At 72.6% G+C, this 15,824-nt stretch carries 14 protein-coding genes; 7 read left to right on the forward strand and 7 right to left on the reverse strand.

Annotated features, from left to right (window positions below; translation table 11 throughout):
- Positions 1-309: 309 nt before the first annotated feature.
- Positions 310-993, reverse strand: a complete 684-nt coding sequence (locus tag ACL02O_RS30185; protein WP_412821576.1) for a response regulator transcription factor — start codon at positions 991-993, stop codon at positions 310-312.
- A gap of 22 nt (positions 994-1,015) precedes the next feature.
- Positions 1,016-2,296 carry a sensor histidine kinase gene (locus ACL02O_RS30190; protein WP_412821589.1) on the reverse strand — a complete coding sequence of 427 codons (1,281 nt, stop codon included), beginning with the start codon at positions 2,294-2,296 and terminating at the stop codon, positions 1,016-1,018.
- Positions 2,297-2,519: 223 nt separating this feature from the next.
- Between ACL02O_RS30190 and phoU the strand changes: the two genes are divergently transcribed.
- Positions 2,520-3,173 (forward strand): phosphate signaling complex protein PhoU, encoded by a 654-nt coding sequence (gene phoU, locus ACL02O_RS30195; protein WP_412821577.1) that lies wholly within the window; start codon positions 2,520-2,522, stop codon positions 3,171-3,173.
- Positions 3,174-3,224: 51 nt separating this feature from the next.
- Here phoU and ACL02O_RS30200 read toward each other — a convergent pair whose 3' ends face one another.
- Positions 3,225-3,992 (reverse strand): phosphoglyceromutase, encoded by a 768-nt coding sequence (locus ACL02O_RS30200; RefSeq protein WP_412821578.1) that lies wholly within the window; start codon positions 3,990-3,992, stop codon positions 3,225-3,227.
- A gap of 151 nt (positions 3,993-4,143) precedes the next feature.
- Here ACL02O_RS30200 and ACL02O_RS30205 point away from each other — a divergent pair, with 151 nt between their 5' ends.
- Positions 4,144-5,469, forward strand: coding sequence for an MDR family MFS transporter (locus tag ACL02O_RS30205; RefSeq protein WP_412821579.1), 1,326 nt, complete (start codon positions 4,144-4,146; stop codon positions 5,467-5,469).
- Positions 5,470-6,113: 644 nt separating this feature from the next.
- Positions 6,114-7,370: an MFS transporter gene (locus tag ACL02O_RS30210; protein ID WP_412821580.1), complete on the forward strand. Its 1,257-nt coding sequence runs from the start codon at positions 6,114-6,116 to the stop codon at positions 7,368-7,370.
- A gap of 393 nt (positions 7,371-7,763) precedes the next feature.
- Here the strand turns inward: ACL02O_RS30210 and ACL02O_RS30215 are convergent, their stop codons facing one another.
- From ACL02O_RS30215 to mshA, 3 genes are all read right to left on the reverse strand, one after another.
- Entirely contained in the window at positions 7,764-8,591 is an 828-nt protein-coding gene (locus ACL02O_RS30215; protein ID WP_412821581.1) for a hypothetical protein, read from the reverse strand.
- A 76-nt stretch (positions 8,592-8,667) separates the two neighbouring features.
- Positions 8,668-9,201, reverse strand: a complete 534-nt coding sequence (locus ACL02O_RS30220; protein ID WP_412821582.1) for a type III secretion system chaperone family protein — start codon at positions 9,199-9,201, stop codon at positions 8,668-8,670.
- Between the two features lie 52 nt (positions 9,202-9,253).
- Positions 9,254-10,618 carry a D-inositol-3-phosphate glycosyltransferase gene (gene mshA / locus ACL02O_RS30225; RefSeq protein WP_412821583.1) on the reverse strand — a complete coding sequence of 455 codons (1,365 nt, stop codon included), beginning with the start codon at positions 10,616-10,618 and terminating at the stop codon, positions 9,254-9,256.
- 171 nt (positions 10,619-10,789) lie between these two features.
- Between mshA and ACL02O_RS30230 the strand changes: the two genes are divergently transcribed.
- The gene (locus tag ACL02O_RS30230) at positions 10,790-11,554 is read left to right on the forward strand and encodes an SDR family NAD(P)-dependent oxidoreductase (RefSeq protein ID WP_412821584.1); all 765 of its coding nucleotides are present in this window, start codon (positions 10,790-10,792) and stop codon (positions 11,552-11,554) included.
- Positions 11,554-12,342, forward strand: coding sequence for a class I SAM-dependent methyltransferase (locus ACL02O_RS30235; protein WP_412821585.1), 789 nt, complete (start codon positions 11,554-11,556; stop codon positions 12,340-12,342). The genes ACL02O_RS30230 and ACL02O_RS30235 overlap by 1 nt, the downstream gene beginning before the upstream one ends.
- Before the next feature lie 34 nt (positions 12,343-12,376).
- On the opposite strand, the gene ACL02O_RS30240 is transcribed toward ACL02O_RS30235, so the two are convergent.
- Positions 12,377-13,468 (reverse strand): UDP-N-acetylmuramate dehydrogenase, encoded by a 1,092-nt coding sequence (locus ACL02O_RS30240; RefSeq protein ID WP_412821586.1) that lies wholly within the window; start codon positions 13,466-13,468, stop codon positions 12,377-12,379.
- 70 nt (positions 13,469-13,538) lie between these two features.
- Between ACL02O_RS30240 and ACL02O_RS30245 the strand changes: the two genes are divergently transcribed.
- Positions 13,539-14,294 carry a maleylpyruvate isomerase family mycothiol-dependent enzyme gene (locus ACL02O_RS30245; RefSeq protein WP_412821587.1) on the forward strand — a complete coding sequence of 252 codons (756 nt, stop codon included), beginning with the start codon at positions 13,539-13,541 and terminating at the stop codon, positions 14,292-14,294.
- Positions 14,295-14,501: 207 nt separating this feature from the next.
- A complete protein-coding gene (locus ACL02O_RS30250) occupies positions 14,502-15,812 on the forward strand; it encodes an ABC transporter substrate-binding protein (RefSeq protein ID WP_412821588.1) in 1,311 nt (436 codons plus the stop codon).
- Positions 15,813-15,824 lie beyond the last annotated feature (12 nt).

Raw genomic sequence — 15,824 nt, forward strand, 5'->3', positions numbered from 1 at the left:
GCGGCACACCGAACCCACGACACCCCGACCCGCCGCAACCCGAGCCAACCACCAACCCACGCCCACCCACGGCACCGGCGACGGTCTCAGGGCCACCGGTGCCCACTTTGATCCACTCGGCGTGGTGCAAGTCGCCGGGTGCGACATCCCGAACACCCCGACACGCCGCGAACCGAGTCGATCAAACCTCGGAGCGGCCCCCGACGCGGGCAGGGCGGCGCGTCCACGCCGGCCGGGCTCCCGGCGGCCTCGCCGCCTCTGCCGCCCGCCGCCGGGCCGGAGCGGCAACGCCGCGTGGACCCTCGTCGGTCACGGCTCGAACTTGTAGCCCAGCCCTCGGACCGTGACGATGTAGCGCGGCGCGGACGGCTCCGGCTCGAGTTTCGAGCGCAGCCGCTTGACGTGCACGTCCAGCGTCTTGGTGTCGCCCACGTAGTCGGCGCCCCAGACCCGGTCGATGAGCTGCCCCCGGGTGAGCACCCGGCCGGCGTTGCGCAGCAGCAGCTCCAGCAGCTCGAACTCCTTGAGCGGCAGCTGCACCGGCGCGCCGTCGACGGTCACCACGTGCCGCTCGATGTCCATTCGGACCGGGCCGGCGGCCAGCGTCGGCGCGCCCGACTCGGCCGCCTCCGTGCTCTGCCGGCGCAGCACCGCCCGGATGCGGGCGACCAGCTCACGCGGCGAGTACGGCTTGGTCACGTAGTCGTCGGCCCCGATCTCCAGGCCGACCACCTTGTCGATCTCGCTGTCCCGGGCGGTGACCATGATGATCGGAACGTGCGACCGCTGCCGGAGCTGACGGCAGACCTCGGTGCCCGACATTTCCGGCAGCATCAGGTCGAGCAGCACGATGTCGGCGCCCGTCCGGTCGAACTCGGTGAGGGCGGAGGGACCCGTCGCGGCGACGGAGACCTCGAAGCCCTCCTTGCGGAGCATGTAGGACAGGGCGTCGGAGAACGACTCCTCGTCCTCCACCACCAGTACGCGGCTCAACGGGTGTTTCCTTTCCTGTCGGTCAGACCTGCCGGAGCTCGGCCGGGCCGGCCTCGATCCCAGCGGAGTTGAGTGTCGCCTCCAGGTCGTCCGGGGGACGGGCGGGCAGCCGGAGGGTGAACGTCGACCCCCCACCAAGAGTGCTCGACACATCCACCCGACCGCCATGGTTGCTGGCGATGTGCTTGACGATGGCCAGCCCCAGGCCGGTGCCACCGGTGGCGCGGGAGCGGGCCTGGTCGGCCCGGTAGAACCGCTCGAAGATCCGGTCGACCTCATTCGGGGCGATGCCGATGCCCTGGTCGGCCACGGCGATCTCGACGTGCTCGTCGGTCGCCCTGGCGGTCACCCGGACGGTGGTGTCCTCGCCGGAGTAGTTGATCGCGTTCTCCACCAGGTTCGCCAGGGCGGTGGCGAACTGGCTGTCGCTGCCGTAGACCGTGAGGCCGCGCTCGCCGTCCACGACGATCTCCACATGGCGGGCGGCGGCTGCCGTCCGGGTGCGGTCCGTCACCTCGGCGATCACCCAGTCCACGGAGACCGGCTCGGGGACGGGTTGCGGCTCGGCGCCCTGGAGCCGGGTGAGTTCCAGCAGCTCCTGGACCAGCCGGCCGAGCCGGGTCGACTCGTGCTGGATCCGCTCGGCGAACCGCCGGGCGGCCAGCATGTCCTCGGAGAGATCAGCCGGGCCCTCACCGGCCGGCTCGGTGGCATCCACGAGCGCCTCGGCGAGGAGTTGCAGGGCACCGATCGGGGTCTTCAGCTCATGGCTGACGTTCGCCACGAAGTCCCGCCGGACCCGGGCCAGCCGGTGCGACTCGGTGACGTCGGCCGCCTCGATGGAGACGTAGCCGGCGCCGAGCCCCATCGCGCGCAGGTGCACGCCGAGCGGGTTGTCGCCCGCGCTGTCGCGACCGCGCGGCAGGTCCAGCTCGATCTCGCGCCGCACGCCCGTGCGCCGGACCTGCCCGGCGAGGGTACGGATCAACGGGTGGGCGGCGATGGAACCGGGTGTCGTCCCGGTGCGGAGCAGGCCCATCGCCCGCGCAGCCGGGTTCACCAGCACCGGCACGTCGTCCGGGTCGAGCACCACGACGCCGGCACGGAGCGAGTCGATCGTCTTCCGGCCCAGCGCGGACAGCCCGCCCTGCTCGTCGTCGGGAATCGCGGGCCTCCCTGCACTCCGGCGGGAGCCCTCGCTCCCCGACGTGGCCGGCCGGCGCCGCCGGGCCCGGACAGGGCCGGACAGCAGCAGCCCGGCGACCAGCCCGGTCACCAGAGCCGCGGCCACCACGGCCGCCACCGCCCATTCCACCTGGCGATCGTAGGGTCACTGTTAACCTGGCGATCGGTCAGAACGGGACGAACCACTCTCACTTCCGGGAAAGTTCACTCCCGGGTCCCGCGTCGTTCACCGCCGTTCACCTTCATGCCGACTCCCCCGGCCTACGGTTGGTCGCGCACCTGCTCACCGCCGCGCGCGGCCGACCCGGCCCGGCGGCGACCACCAACCCCAGGAAGTGACGATGCGCGACGAGTTCCGTGCCGACCTGCAGATTGTCAGCCAGCTACTGGTGGACATGGCGGAGGGGGTGCGCGCCGCCATGCGCCAGGCCACCAGGGGCCTGCTCACCGCCGACCGCACCGCGGCGGAGACCGTGATCGCCCGGGACGCCGAGATCGACGACCTGTACCGGCACGTGGAGGAGCGGGTCTGCGACCTGCTGGCCCGGCAGGCGCCGGTCGCCTCCGACCTGCGCGCCATGATCACCGCCCTGCACGTGGCCGCCGACCTGGAACGGATGGGTGACCTGGCCGACCACGTGGCCAAGACCGCGCTACGCCGGCACCCCTCGCCGGCCGTGCCGGCCGAGCTGCGGGGGGTCTTCACCGACATGGCGGGGATCGCCGACCGGATGGCCGAGAAGATCGCCTCCGTGCTGGCCAGGCCCGACGCCGATCTCGCGGCCGAACTTGACCGTGACGACGACGCCATGGACGACCTGCACAAGAGCCTCTTCAGCGTGCTGCTCGGCGACGACTGGCCGTACGGGGTGGAGACCGCGATCGACGCCACCCTGCTCGGCCGCTTCTACGAGCGCTTCGCCGACCACGCGGTGAACGCCGGCGACCACGTGGTCTACCTGATCACCGGTCAGGCCGCGCCCTCGCCGAACTGAGCCGGACACGACGAAGGCCCCGGGGTGCCCCGGGGGCCTTCGTCGTGTCGCTCAACGGCCCTGGTTGGCGACCGCGGCGGCGGCCTCCTTGGCGGCGTCCGGGTCCAGGTACGTCCCGCCGAGGACCTGCGGGCGCAGGCTGGTGTCGAGGTCGTAGCGCAGCGGGATCCCGGTCGGGATGTTCAGCTTGGCGATCGCCTCGTCGGAGATCTGGTCGAGGTGCTTGACCAGGGCGCGCAGCGAGTTGCCGTGCGCGGCCACCAGCACCGTCCGACCGGCCAGGATGTCCGGCACGATCGAGTCGTACCAGTACGGCAGCATCCGCTCGACGACGTCCTTGAGGCACTCCGTGCGCGGCATCAGCTCGGTGGGGAGCAGCGCGTACCGGGCGTCGCCGACCTGCGACCACTCGTCGTTGTCGTCGATGGGCGGCGGCGGCGTGTCGTACGACCGGCGCCAGAGCATGAACTGCTCCTCGCCGTACTCGTCCAGGGTCTGCTTCTTGTTCTTGCCTTGCAGGGCGCCGTAGTGCCGCTCGTTGAGCCGCCACGACCGGCGCACCGCGATCCAGTGCCGGTCGGCGGCGTTCAGCGCCAGCTCGGCGGTGCGGATCGCACGGCGCAGCACGCTGGTGTGCACCACGTCCGGCAGCAGGCTGTGCTCGCGGAGCAGCTCACCGCCCCGCCGCGCCTCGCTCTCACCCTTGGTCGTCAGGTCGACGTCGACCCAGCCGGTGAAGAGGTTCTTGGCGTTCCAGTCGCTCTCGCCGTGCCGCAGCAGGACCAGCGTCCCGACGGTGGGCCCTTCGCTCGCAGTCATGCGGATCATCCTGCCGTACGGCGCGAACGGGCACGCGAGGACCGGTCGTGACGACCACCACGTGGAAAAGCTGATGACCGGTGTTCCCGGGCAGCACTAGGTTGTAAGGCGCTGAGCAAACATCGGTCATTACCGAAACGGGGGCGTCGGGATGCGGACGGTGCGGGGCTGGTTCCGGGACACGACAGGCGGGCTGCCACGGGCGTTCTGGTACCTGTGGACCGGCACCCTGATCAACCGGCTCGGCTCGTTCGTACTCGTCTTCCTTGCCATCTACCTCACCCAGGAACGCGGCTTCTCGGCCTCGCAGGCCGGCCTGGTGATCGGGCTCTGGGGCGTGGGCGGCGCGTTCGGCACCACGATCGGCGGCACCCTGGCCGACCGCTGGGGACGCCGACCCACCCTGCTCACCGCCCATCTCGGCGCGGCCACCATGATGCTCGGGCTCGGCCTGGCCCGACCGCTGTGGTCGGTGGCCCTGGGCGCGCTGCTGCTGGGCACCTTCGCCGAGGCGGCCCGTCCGGCGTTCGGCGCCATGATGATCGACGTGGTGCCGGAGAAGGACCGACTGCGCGCCTTCTCGCTGAACTACTGGGCGATCAACCTCGGCTTCGCCTGCGCCGCAGTCCTCGCCGGGCTCGCCGCCCAGGCCGGCTACCTGCTGCTCTTCGTCGTCGACGCGGCCACCACGCTGATCACCGCGCTGATCATCTTCACCCGGGTGCGGGAGACCCGCTCGGCCGCGACCGGCTCGGCCCGCAAGGGCGACGGCGCGCCCGCCGGAGCGCTGCGGACCATCCTCACCGACCGGGTCTTCCTGAGCTTCGTGGCGCTCAACCTCTTCGCCGCGCTGGTCTTCCTCCAGCACATCTCGATGCTGCCGATCGCCATGGGCGACTCCGGCCTGAGCCCCGCCACGTACGGCTCGGTGATCGCGCTCAACGGGGTGCTGATCGTGGTCGGGCAGCTCTTCGTACCCCGGCTGATCAGAGGCCGGAGCCGCTCGCACGTGCTGGCGCTCGCTTCGCTGGTGATGGGTGTCGGATTCGGCCTCACCGCGTTCGCCGGGACGGCCTGGTTCTACGGCCTCACCGTGCTGATCTGGACCGTCGGCGAGATGCTCAACTCGCCGTCCAACGCCACCCTCATCGCCGAGCTCTCCCCCGGCCCGCTGCGCGGCCGCTACCAGGGCGTCTTCTCGCTCTCCTGGCAGCTCGCCGGGGCGAGCGCCCCGATCCTCGGCGGCCTGGTCCGGGAGCACGTCGGCAACACCTCGCTCTGGCTCGGCTGCGCCGTGGTGGGCGGGGTGACGGCGGTGGCCCACCTGGTCTCCGGCCCGGCCCGGGAGCGGCGGGCGGCCCAGCTGCGGACCACCGCCACGCCGGTCCGGCCGGTCACGGTGGCCCGGACGCCGGTCCCCGAGGCCGCCGAGGCCGCGGCCACCGCACCCGCCGAGCCGGTCCGCGTCACCTCCTGAGGTACGCCCCGCCCGGCGCCCCTCTGGCCCGGCAACGTGGCGTCACGTACGCGGACGCTACTGCCGGCGGGCGCTTCGTGACCGGATTTCCGCGCTCGCACCGCCCTGCCCACGATGCCTCTGCGGCACGCTACGAACTTGACGACATGGACGGATCAGACTACGGACCGCGGGTCGCAGCCGCGGGTGTCGCAGCTGCGGGTGTCGCAGCCGCGGATCGCAGCTCCGGGCGCAGGCACCGGCCCGCGGACTCCCAGGCACCGGGCCTTGGGCTCAGGCCATGCGCCGCGAGCCTTCGGCCATGCGCCGCGAGTCCCGGGCCATGCGCCGCCAGCCTCAGGCCATGCGCCGCCAGCCTCAGGCCATGCGCCGCGAGCTTCGGGTCGGCCCGGCCAGCCCCGCGCTCGGGCAGGGCGGCGCGGCCAGACGACGCAGCCGGATCCCGCAACCGGGCGACGTAGCCCGACGACACGGCGGGGCCCGCGCGATCCGTTCATATCGTCAAGTTCGTAGCGCCTCAGACCCGTCACCTTCGGCAGCCAGGACCCGCGCAGGAAAGTCGTGACCAGGGCCACGCTGGCGCGGGACGGGCCCGCTGCCTACGGTCGGAAGGCGATCGGTTAACAAACCTTTCTGGAGGACGGGTGCGCGGCCTGCGGCGCTGGTGGGACGGCTCGGCCGGCGGGCTCCCCGCCACCTTCTGGTACCTCTGGTCCGGCCTGCTGATCAACCGGGCCGGCGCCTTCGCGATGCTCTTCCTCTCGCTCTACCTGACCGCCGCACGCGGGGCGTCGGCCTCGCTCGCCGGGGTGGTGGTCGGGGCGTACGGGGTGGGCGGGGCCGTGGGCACGCTGCTCGGCGGGGTGCTCGCGGACCGCTGGGGCCGGCGCGCCACCCTGCTCGCCGCGCACGTCGGCGCGGCCGGGCTGATGGCGGCGCTGGCGTTCAGCCGGCACCTGCTGGTCATCGCCGTGCTCGCCGCGCTGGTCGGGGTCGTGCACTCGATGCCCGGCCCCGCCTTCGTCGCGGCGATCGTGGACGTGGTGCCGGAGGCCCGCCGCGCCCCCGCGTTCAACCTCCAGTTCTGGGCGTTCAACCTGGGCATGGCGGTGGCCTCGCTGCTGGCCGGCGTCCTCGCCGAGGCGAGCTTCCTCGCGCTGTTTCTGGTGGACGCCGGCACGACCCTGGCGGCGGCGGTGGTGATCGCCCTGAAGGTCCCGGAGACGCTCGACCGCCGCACCCGGGTACCCGCCGTCCCGACGGACCGGCGGCCGGGGCTGCACACCGCGCTGACCGACCGCGTGTTCCTCGTCTTCGTCGGGCTGACCTTCCTGCTGGCCGTGCTCACCATGCAGACCTCGACGATCATGCCGTTGGCGATGCGCGCCGACGGCCTGCGCCCCTCCGCGTACGGCGTGGTGGTGGCGTTGGGCGGCGCACTGATCGTGGCCGGGCAGCTCTTCGTGCCCCGGCTGATCGCGCCGTACCGGAAGGCGACCGTGCTGTCGATCTCCACGGGACTGATGGCGGTCGGCTTCGGCGTGCTGGCGGTCGCCGACGAGTTGCCGCTCTACCTGGGCGCGGCGGTGGTGTGGACGGTGGGCCAGATGCTCGCCGCGCCGCCGAACGCCCAGATCAACGCGGATCTCGCCCCGCCGGAGCTGCGGGCCCGCTACCAGTCGGTCTTCTACCTGACCTTCCCGGCGGCGTCCTTCGTCGCGCCCGCCCTCGGCGGGTTGAGCATCGAGTACCTGGGCGAGCGGCACTGGCTGGTGGTGGCCGCCCTGGGGCTGGTCGCCGCGGCCGGGCACCTGCTCGCCGGTCCGTCCCGGGAACGCCGGGTCGCCGCGCTGCGGTCCGCCGTGGCGGGCCGGGAAAAGGCGCTGGCCGGAAATCGCTGAGCCGACCACGAAAGGGTCCCGAAAACGGCGCCGAGCGCCCACCCCGACCCCCGTCAGGATGGGCGCTCGCACCGTACACCCGGCGGCGGCGGGCGACACTCACCCCCGTAAGCGTCGCCCGCACGCGCCGCCGGTTCCACGGGTGGCACCGTCCCCCAACGGTGTGCTCCACCCGATCCCTCGCGCCTCGCCTGCGCGGATCTGATCGATCCGCCGCTCCCCCGAACGAATACAAGCGTGGCGCGGTGCAATAAAGTTAGTTCGCCCGGATCTCTGGATTCAACTCGAATCGCTGTCTCGCCCGTCACAGCACCCGTGTCGGATATCCGGCTGTCCCCGCTCCGGGCCTCGGGATGGCCAACAGCGAATCCCCGCCAGCCATTCCCCTAAACCTCAGGCGTCCTCCCGATTCGGGTTCTCGGTGCGGAAGAAGTTGCTCTGCCGACCGTCCCGCATCTGCTCCTGGTAGATCAGGTTCAGCCGGCGTGAGTCGAACGTCCGGAACCAGTCGTCCCAGGTGATCTGCTTGATCCGGCTGCTCTCCCGGTACCCGGGGATGTTGAACGTCAGCACCCCCGGCCGGCTGCCCCGCTCGGTGCCGGCGATGGTGGCCGGCTTGGCGCCCCGGGCCCGGGCCCAGTGCTGGATCACCTCGTGGTTCCGGGTGACCAGGCTGCGACCGGGGCGTTCCGGACGGTCGGCCAGAGACGTGATCAGCTGGGACGATCGGACCGACCGGCTCGTCGCCCGCGCCGGGGCCGCCTTGGCCGCCGCACCCCGGGAGGGCGCCGCCCGGGCCGTGGTCCGGCGCGCCGGTGCGGCCTTACGCGCCGGGCCAGCCGCCCGGGCCCCGGTGGCCTTCGCGGCCGGCGCGGCCTTCGCCCGGGCCGGTGCGCTCTTCCGCCCCGCGGTCGCCTTCTTCGCGGCGGTGGTCTTCTTCGTCGCGGCCGCCCGGCCGGCAGGGCCGGTGCTCTTGCGGGCCGCGCCGCCTCCGCGCGCCTCGGACCGCAGGGTCCGGGCAAGCGTCTTCACCAACTCCGGCTTGCGCAGCGCGGAGATCCCGGAGACGCCGCGCCGGCGGAGCTGACCCCGGATGTCGTCGACCTTCATTCGTGAGATCGCGGACTCGGAGACCCCCGGCGTGTTCGGGGTCTGGTTGCCCGCCTGCCGCTTGGTCCTGGTCGCAGTCGTGCCGCGACCTGAGCTGATGCGCTGAGCCATGGGACACGCTCCTCGACAGTCCGTCCTCGGCCCGCGGTGGGTCCCAAATGCCGCACCGCGCGGTGCGGCATACCCGTCAGGACGGCTCCGAACCTCCGACGCCCGAGGTCGGGCCCGCCGAGGGCTCGAAGAGGTGCGCGAAGGCGGCCAGGTTCGCGGTCGACTCCCCCCGCTTGACCCGCCACTCCCACTCGCGGCGGATGGCGGTGCCGAAGCCGATCTCCAACATGCTGTCGAAGGACTCGTCGGCGTACGTCAGCACGGCGCCGAGAAGCCGGTCCAGTTCGTCCGCGTCCACCCCGGCCAGGTTGACCCGCCCGGTCAGGTAGACGTCGCCGACCGGGTCGATGGAGAAGGACACCCCGTACATGCGGGCGTTGCGCTGGAGCAGCCAGGCCCACAGCTCTTCGCGACGCTCGTCGGGCTGGCGCATCACGAACGCCTCGATCCGCAGCGCGTGCTCACCGACGATCAGGTTGCAGATCGTCTTCAGCTTGTGGGTGCCCGGCAGGGTGACCGCGTACGACGCCTCGCCGGTGGACTCCCACTCCAGCTCACGCTCGGCGCAGACGGACTCGATCAGCGTGGCGACCTCGCTCCTGCGGCTCATCGCACCCACTCTACGGTCGGTTCCCGACCCGCGCCCGCGGCGGCGGCCCCGGTCACCAGGAGCAGGACAGGGCCGGATCGCCGGAGAGCCGGCCGGCCAGCCGGGCCCGCTGCTCGGCGATCGCCTCGCCGTACACGGCGAGCAGGCCGGAGACCGTGCGGTGCCAGGAGAAGTTGCGGGCGTGCCGCTCCGCGCCCCGGCCCAGCGCCACCCGGCGCAGCCGGTCGGGCAGCAGGCGGGCCAGCGTACGGGCCCAGTCGACCGGGTCGTGGCCGTCGATGAGCACCCCGCTCACCCCGTCCCGGACGGCGGTCACCAGCCCGCCGACGGCGGCCGCCAGCACCGGCGTGCCGCAGGCCTGGGCCTCCAGCGCGACCAGCCCGAACGACTCGTTGTACGAGGGCACCGCGACCAGGTCGGCGGCGCGGTACAGGGCGGGCAGGTCCGCACCGGTCTGCGGCGGCAGGAAGCGCACCCGGTCGGCGACGCCGAGGGAGTTGGCCAGCTCGATCAGCGCGGTCGGCCGGTCCAGGCCGCTGCCGCTGGGGCCGCCGCAGATCACCACGGTCACCTCGGCGGCCAACCCGGGGTCCCGCTCGCGCAGCGCGGCGACCGCCCGGATCAGCACGTCGGGGGCCTTGAGCGGCTGGATCCGGCCGACGAAGGCGACCAGGTACCCGCTGGTGGGCAGCCCGAGCCGACGGCGGGCGGCGAGCGCGACGGCGTCCCGGTCGCCGGTGGCCGGGCGGAAGCGGTCCAGGTTCACGCCGGGCTCCACCACGGACACCCGGGCCGGGTCGGCGTCGTACCGGTCGATCAGGTCGCGGGCCTCGACCTGCGTGTTGGCGATCAGCCGGTTGGCCTCGGCGACCACCTGCTCCTCGCCGATGACGCGGGCCTTGGGCTCGGGTCGGTCCCCCGCCGCGAGCTGGGCGTTCTTGACCTTCGCCAGGGTGTGCGCGGTGTGCACCAGCGGCACCCCCCAGCGCTCCTTGGCCAGCCAGCCGACCTGCCCGGAGAGCCAGTAGTGCGAGTGGATCAGGTCGTAGTGGCCCGGTGGCCGGGCCGCCTCGGCGCGCAGCACGCCGGCGGTGAAGGCGCAGAGCTGCCCGGGCAACTCCTCCTTGGTCAGCCCCTCGAGCGGGCCGGAGGTCACGTGCCGGACGTGGACCCCGGGCGCCATCTCGACCACCGGCGGCAGGTCACCGGAGGTGGCCCGGGTGAAGATCTCCACCTCGACGTCGGCCTCGGCCAGCCGGCGGGCGACCTCCAGAATGTAGACGTTCATGCCACCCGCATCACCCGTGCCGGGCTGGTGCAGCGGCGAGGTGTGCACGGAGAGGGTCGCGATCCGCCGGGGACGAGGCCACGGCAGGGCACCTCGCTGACGACCGACACCGGTGTGCAACTCCGCCACGTCCGCTCCCTCTGTCACGGTTGATGCCGTCCCGCACGACCGGCGCTTCTCGGTCAACCTCCGCGCCGGGTGTCATCTTCCCCATCGGGCTTCGGAAATTCGTTTGCGGCCGGCTCCGGCGTGACGGACCTCATCACCGCATCGACGCGTGGCTCGGGGGAGAATGACCGGATGACCTCTGTCGCGATCGTCACCGGGGCGTCCAGCGGGATCGGCGCGGCGACCGCCCGTCGGCTGGCCGCCGAGGGTTTCCACGTGCTCGCCGCCGCCCGGCGGACCGACCGGCTGGCCGATCTGGTCGCCGAGATCGAGGCGGCCGGTGGCGCCGCCATCGCCGTGGAGTGCGACGTCACCTCGGCGGAGTCGGTCGCCGGCCTGGCCGCCGCGGCCGCCGCCGCGCCCGGCCCGGTCACCCTGCTGGTCAACAACGCCGGCGGCGCCCGCGGCCTGGACCCGGTGGAGTCCGGGAAGGTCGACGACTGGCAGTGGATGTACGAGGTGAACGTGCTCGGCACGGTCCGGGTCACCCAGGCGCTGCTGCCCGCGCTGGAGGCCTCCGGTGCCGGCACCGTCGTGATCATCAGCTCCACCGCCGGGCACGTCGTCTACGAGGGCGGTGGCGGCTACACCGCGGCCAAGCACGCGCAGACCGCGGTCGCCGGCACCCTCCGGCTGGAGCTGTCCGGCCGTCCGGTCCGGGTGATCGAGATCGACCCCGGCATGGTCAGGACCGAGGAGTTCGGCCTGGTCCGCTTTGACGGCGACGCCGACAAGGCCGCCGCGGTCTACGCCGGGGTGGCCGAGCCGCTGGTCGCCGAGGACATCGCCGACTGCGTCGCCTGGTGCGCCACCCGGCCGCACCACGTGAACATCGACCAGTTGGTGGTCCGCCCGCTGGCCCAGGCCGCCCAGCACAAGGTGCACCGGAAGTCCTGATGCAGCGCCGGCCGCTCGGGGTGGTGACCCGGGGGACGACCAATCCCAACCGGCTCCGGCGGGTGGACAACTGGATCGTGGAGACCTGCGGCGACGCGCTGCGCGCCGCCGCCGACCCGTTGGTGGTCGACCTGGGCTACGGCGCCACCCCGATCACCGCCGTCGAGCTGCGGGCCCGGCTCGCGGCCGGGGTCCGCGCCGACGTCCGGGTGGTCGGGCTGGAGATCGATCCGGTCCGGGTGGCCGCCGCCCAACCCGCCGCCGACCCGCCCGGGCTGACCTTCGCCCGCGGCGGCTTCGAGCTGGCCGGCCTCCGCCCCGCCCTGGTCCGGGCGTTCAACGTGCTGCGCCAGTACGACGAGAGCGAGGTGGCCGACGCCTGGCGCACGGTCACCGGCCGGTTGGCCCCGGGCGGGCTGCTGGTCGAGGGGACCTGCGACGAGCTGGGGCGGCTCGGCAGCTGGGTACTGCTCGACGCGACCGGCCCGCGCACGCTGACCCTGGCCGCGAAGCTGACCACGCTGGAGAGCCCGGCCCAGCTCGCCGAGCGGCTGCCCAAGGCGCTGATCCACCGCAACGTCCCCGGCGAACGGATCCACGACCTGATCCGCGCCCTGGACGACGCCTGGCAGGCCGCCGCCGGCTACGCCCCCTTCGGCCCCCGCCAACGCTGGCTGGAGAGCGTCAAGGCGGTTCGCGCGGCGGGGTGGCCCGTCCTCGACCGCCCCCGCCGCTGGCGCCACGGCGAACTCACTTTCCCCTGGCCCGCCATCTTCCCCACGCCCTGACCACTCCTTGATCGCGAGGGCGAGGGGTGGGGGGTCAGATGGTGCAGTTGATGAGGACGGGTTCGGGGTGGAGGGGGACACCGAAGCGGTCGTGGACGCCGTCGCGGATCTCCCTCGCCAGGGCCACCAGGGCGGCCGTGCTGGCGGTGCCGCTGCGGTTGGTGAGGGCGAGGGTGTGCTTGCTGGAGATGGCCACCCCTTCCGGGCCGACGTACCCCTTGCCGAAACCGGCCTTGTCGATCAGCCAGGCGGCGCTGACCTTGACCACGTCCCCCGCGCCCGGCCAGGCCGGCGGCTCGCCGAGGCCGGCGGCGCGCTCCCGGAGCAGCTCGTACGCCTCCCGCTCGAGGACCGGGTTGGTGAAGAACGAGCCCACCGACCTGGTGTCCGGGTCGTCCGCGTCGAGCACCATGCCCTTGCCGGCGCGTAGCCGCAGCACGGTGGCCCGGGCATCGATCAGCGGCACCCGGTCGCCCACCTCGACGCCGAGCGCCCGGGCCAGCTCGACGTAGCGGACCGGGCCGGAGAGCGGGGAGCGGGCCAGCCGGAAGTCGACGCTGAGCACCACCCAGCGGTCGCTGTACTTGAAGATGCTGCCCCGGTACGCGAAACCGCAGTCGGCCGCGTCGATCCGCACCACCTTGCCGTGGGTCCGGTCGTACGCCTCGACGCCGGTGATCGTCTCGGCGACCTCCTGGCCGTACGCCCCGACGTTCTGGATCGGGGTGGCACCGGCCGAGCCGGGGATACCGGACAGGCACTCCAGCCCCGACCAGCCACGCTCCACAGTGGCGGCGACCAGGTCGTCCCAGGGCTCGCCGGCCTCGACGCGCACGGTGACCGTTTCGGCGTCCTCGGCGACCACCCGGAGGCCACGGGACCGGATCAGCACCACGGTGCCGGCGAAGCCCTGGTCGCCGATCACCACGTTGCTGCCACCGGCCAGGACGAGGACCGGTTCGTCCCGGGACTCCGCATCCTGCACCTTTTGCACAATCTCGTCCGCGCTGGTAGCGGTATCCAGCCGGCCGGCGGCACCACCGAGACGGAGCGTGGTGTAACGCGCCAGGGTGGCCGGGTCGGTCGGGTCGGCTCCGGTCGCCGGTTCGGCGTAGACGTCTGACACGCCTTTCACCCTAGGCTGAGGGGTAGCCGCGGCACCCACTGGTGGCCCGGTCACCCCCGGGAGGATTGCGATGAGCAGACTGCACGGCACGAAGGACTTCTGGATCGGAGCGCTGCGGACGGAGGGCCCCGCCTTCGCCGCCGCCGTCGCGGAGGCGCCCCCGGAGACACCGGTGCTCTCCTGCCCCGGCTGGACGGTCTCGGACCTCGCGCACCACCTCAGCCGGGTCTACGTCTGGGCCCGCACGGTGGTGACCGCCGGGACCATCGCCCGCCCGGAACGGCACGACCCGGAGCCGCCGGCCGGGCTCACCCCGGCCCAGTGGTACCAGCGGGAGTACGACCAGCTCATGGCCCTCCTCGAGACGCTCGACCCGGAGGCCCCGGCGTGGAACTTCGCGCCACAGCCGAAGAAGGCGGGGTTCTGGCCGCGCCGGATGGCGCACGAGACGGCGGTCCACCGCTGGGACGCCCAGCTCGCCATCGGGGCCGGTGAGCCGATCGAGGCCAAGCTCGCGGCCGACGGGGTGGGCGAGGTGCTGGACACCTGGCTGCCGGCCGGCCGGCGGATCCACCCCGGCCAGTGGCACGGGGTGGTGCAGCTCACCGCGACCGACGCCGCCCAGGACTGGTACCTGCGGCTGCGCGGCGAGGGGGTGGCCCTGCTCGACACCGCGACCATCCTGGACCACGACGACCACCACGCCCGGGTCCAGGTCACCGGCACGGCCAGCGACCTGCTGCTGGCGGTGATGGGCCGGATCAGCTTCGACGCTCTCGGAGTGGCCGGCGACCGCGGGCTGCTGACCGGCCTCCGGGTGGGCTGACCGCCGCCCGGGGCGGCCCGGGATCGCAGCACGGCACGCGGAGAGCGGCCTTCCCCACGCTGGAAGGTCGCTCTCCGCGTTTCGCAGCGGGCTGAGAGCGCTCTCTTGACAGAAGCGTGGGCAGCCACCACCCTTTCGTGAGAGCGCTCTCCGAACACCGGAACCACCCTCCACCACCCGCTACGACCTAGAGGGGTCAGATAAGAGATGGGCACCTTCACGCGCCGCCGCCTGGCGGCGGTGGCCCTCGTCGCCACCACCGCGCTGCTCGGCGCCACCGCCTGCGGCGGCGGCGACGACAATGCCGCCGCCGACGGCCCGGTCACGCTCACCGTCGACGTCTTCGGCCAGTTCGGCTACGAGGACCTGTACAAGGAGTACATGGCCAGCCACCCCAACGTGAAGATCGTTGAGCGGGGCACCGGCAGCAACCTGGACGAGTACTCGCCGAAGCTCACCCAGTGGCTCGCCGCGGGCAAGGGCGCGGGCGACATCGTCGCCATCGAGGAGGGCCTGCTCGTCGAGTACAAGGCCAACCCGCAGAACTTCGTCAACCTGCTCGACCACGGGGCCGGCGACCTCAAGGGCAACTTCCTCGACTGGAAGTGGAACCAGGGCCTCACCGCCGACGGCAAGCAGCTGATCGGTCTCGGCACCGACGTCGGCGGCATGGCCATGTGCTACCGCAAGGACCTGTTCGCCAAGGCCGGCCTGCCCACCGACCGCGACGCGGTCGGCAAGCTCTGGCCCACCTGGCAGGACTACATCGAGGTCGGCGAGCAGTTCAAGGCGAAGAACACCGGTGCTGCATTCCTCGACGCGGCGACCAACACCTTCAACACCATCCTGCTCCAGACCGCCGGCAACACCACCGGCTACAGCTACTACGACACCAGCAACAACCTGGTCGTCGACAGCAACCCGGCGGTCAAGCAGGCGTACGACACCACGATGGACATCATCGACTCCGGCCTCTCCGGCAAGTACGGCTCCTGGTCCGAGGAGTGGGTCTCCGCGTTCAAGCAGTCGAAGTTCGCCACCATCGCCTGCCCGGCCTGGATGACCGGCGTCATCGAGGGCAACGCCGGCCCGGGCGCCAAGGGCAAGTGGGACATCGCCCAGATCCCGGGCAGCGGCGGCAACTGGGGCGGCTCCTTCCTCGCCGTGCCGAAGCAGAGCAAGCACCAGGCCGAGGCGATCGAGCTGGCCAAGTTCCTGACCAGCGCCAAGGGCCAGATCGGCGCGTTCAAGGCCAAGGGCCCGCTGCCGTCCTCGCCGCAGGCCCTCGACGACCCGGCGATCGTCGACTCGACGAACGCGTACTTCTCCGACGCCCCGGTCGGCACGATCTTCGCCGCTGGCGCCAAGAGCCTGAAGCCGGTCTACATGGGCCCGAAGAACCAGGCCGTCCGCACCGAGGTCGAGAACGCGGTCCGCACCGTGGAACTGGGCAAGCGCACCCCCGAGCAGGGCTGGACCGACGCGGTCGAGAACGCCAAGAAGGCCGCTGCCAAGTAACCCGAGCCAGGC

Source organism: Micromonospora mangrovicola (assembly GCF_047200535.1).
Taxonomy (GTDB): Bacteria; Actinomycetota; Actinomycetes; order Mycobacteriales; family Micromonosporaceae; genus Micromonospora.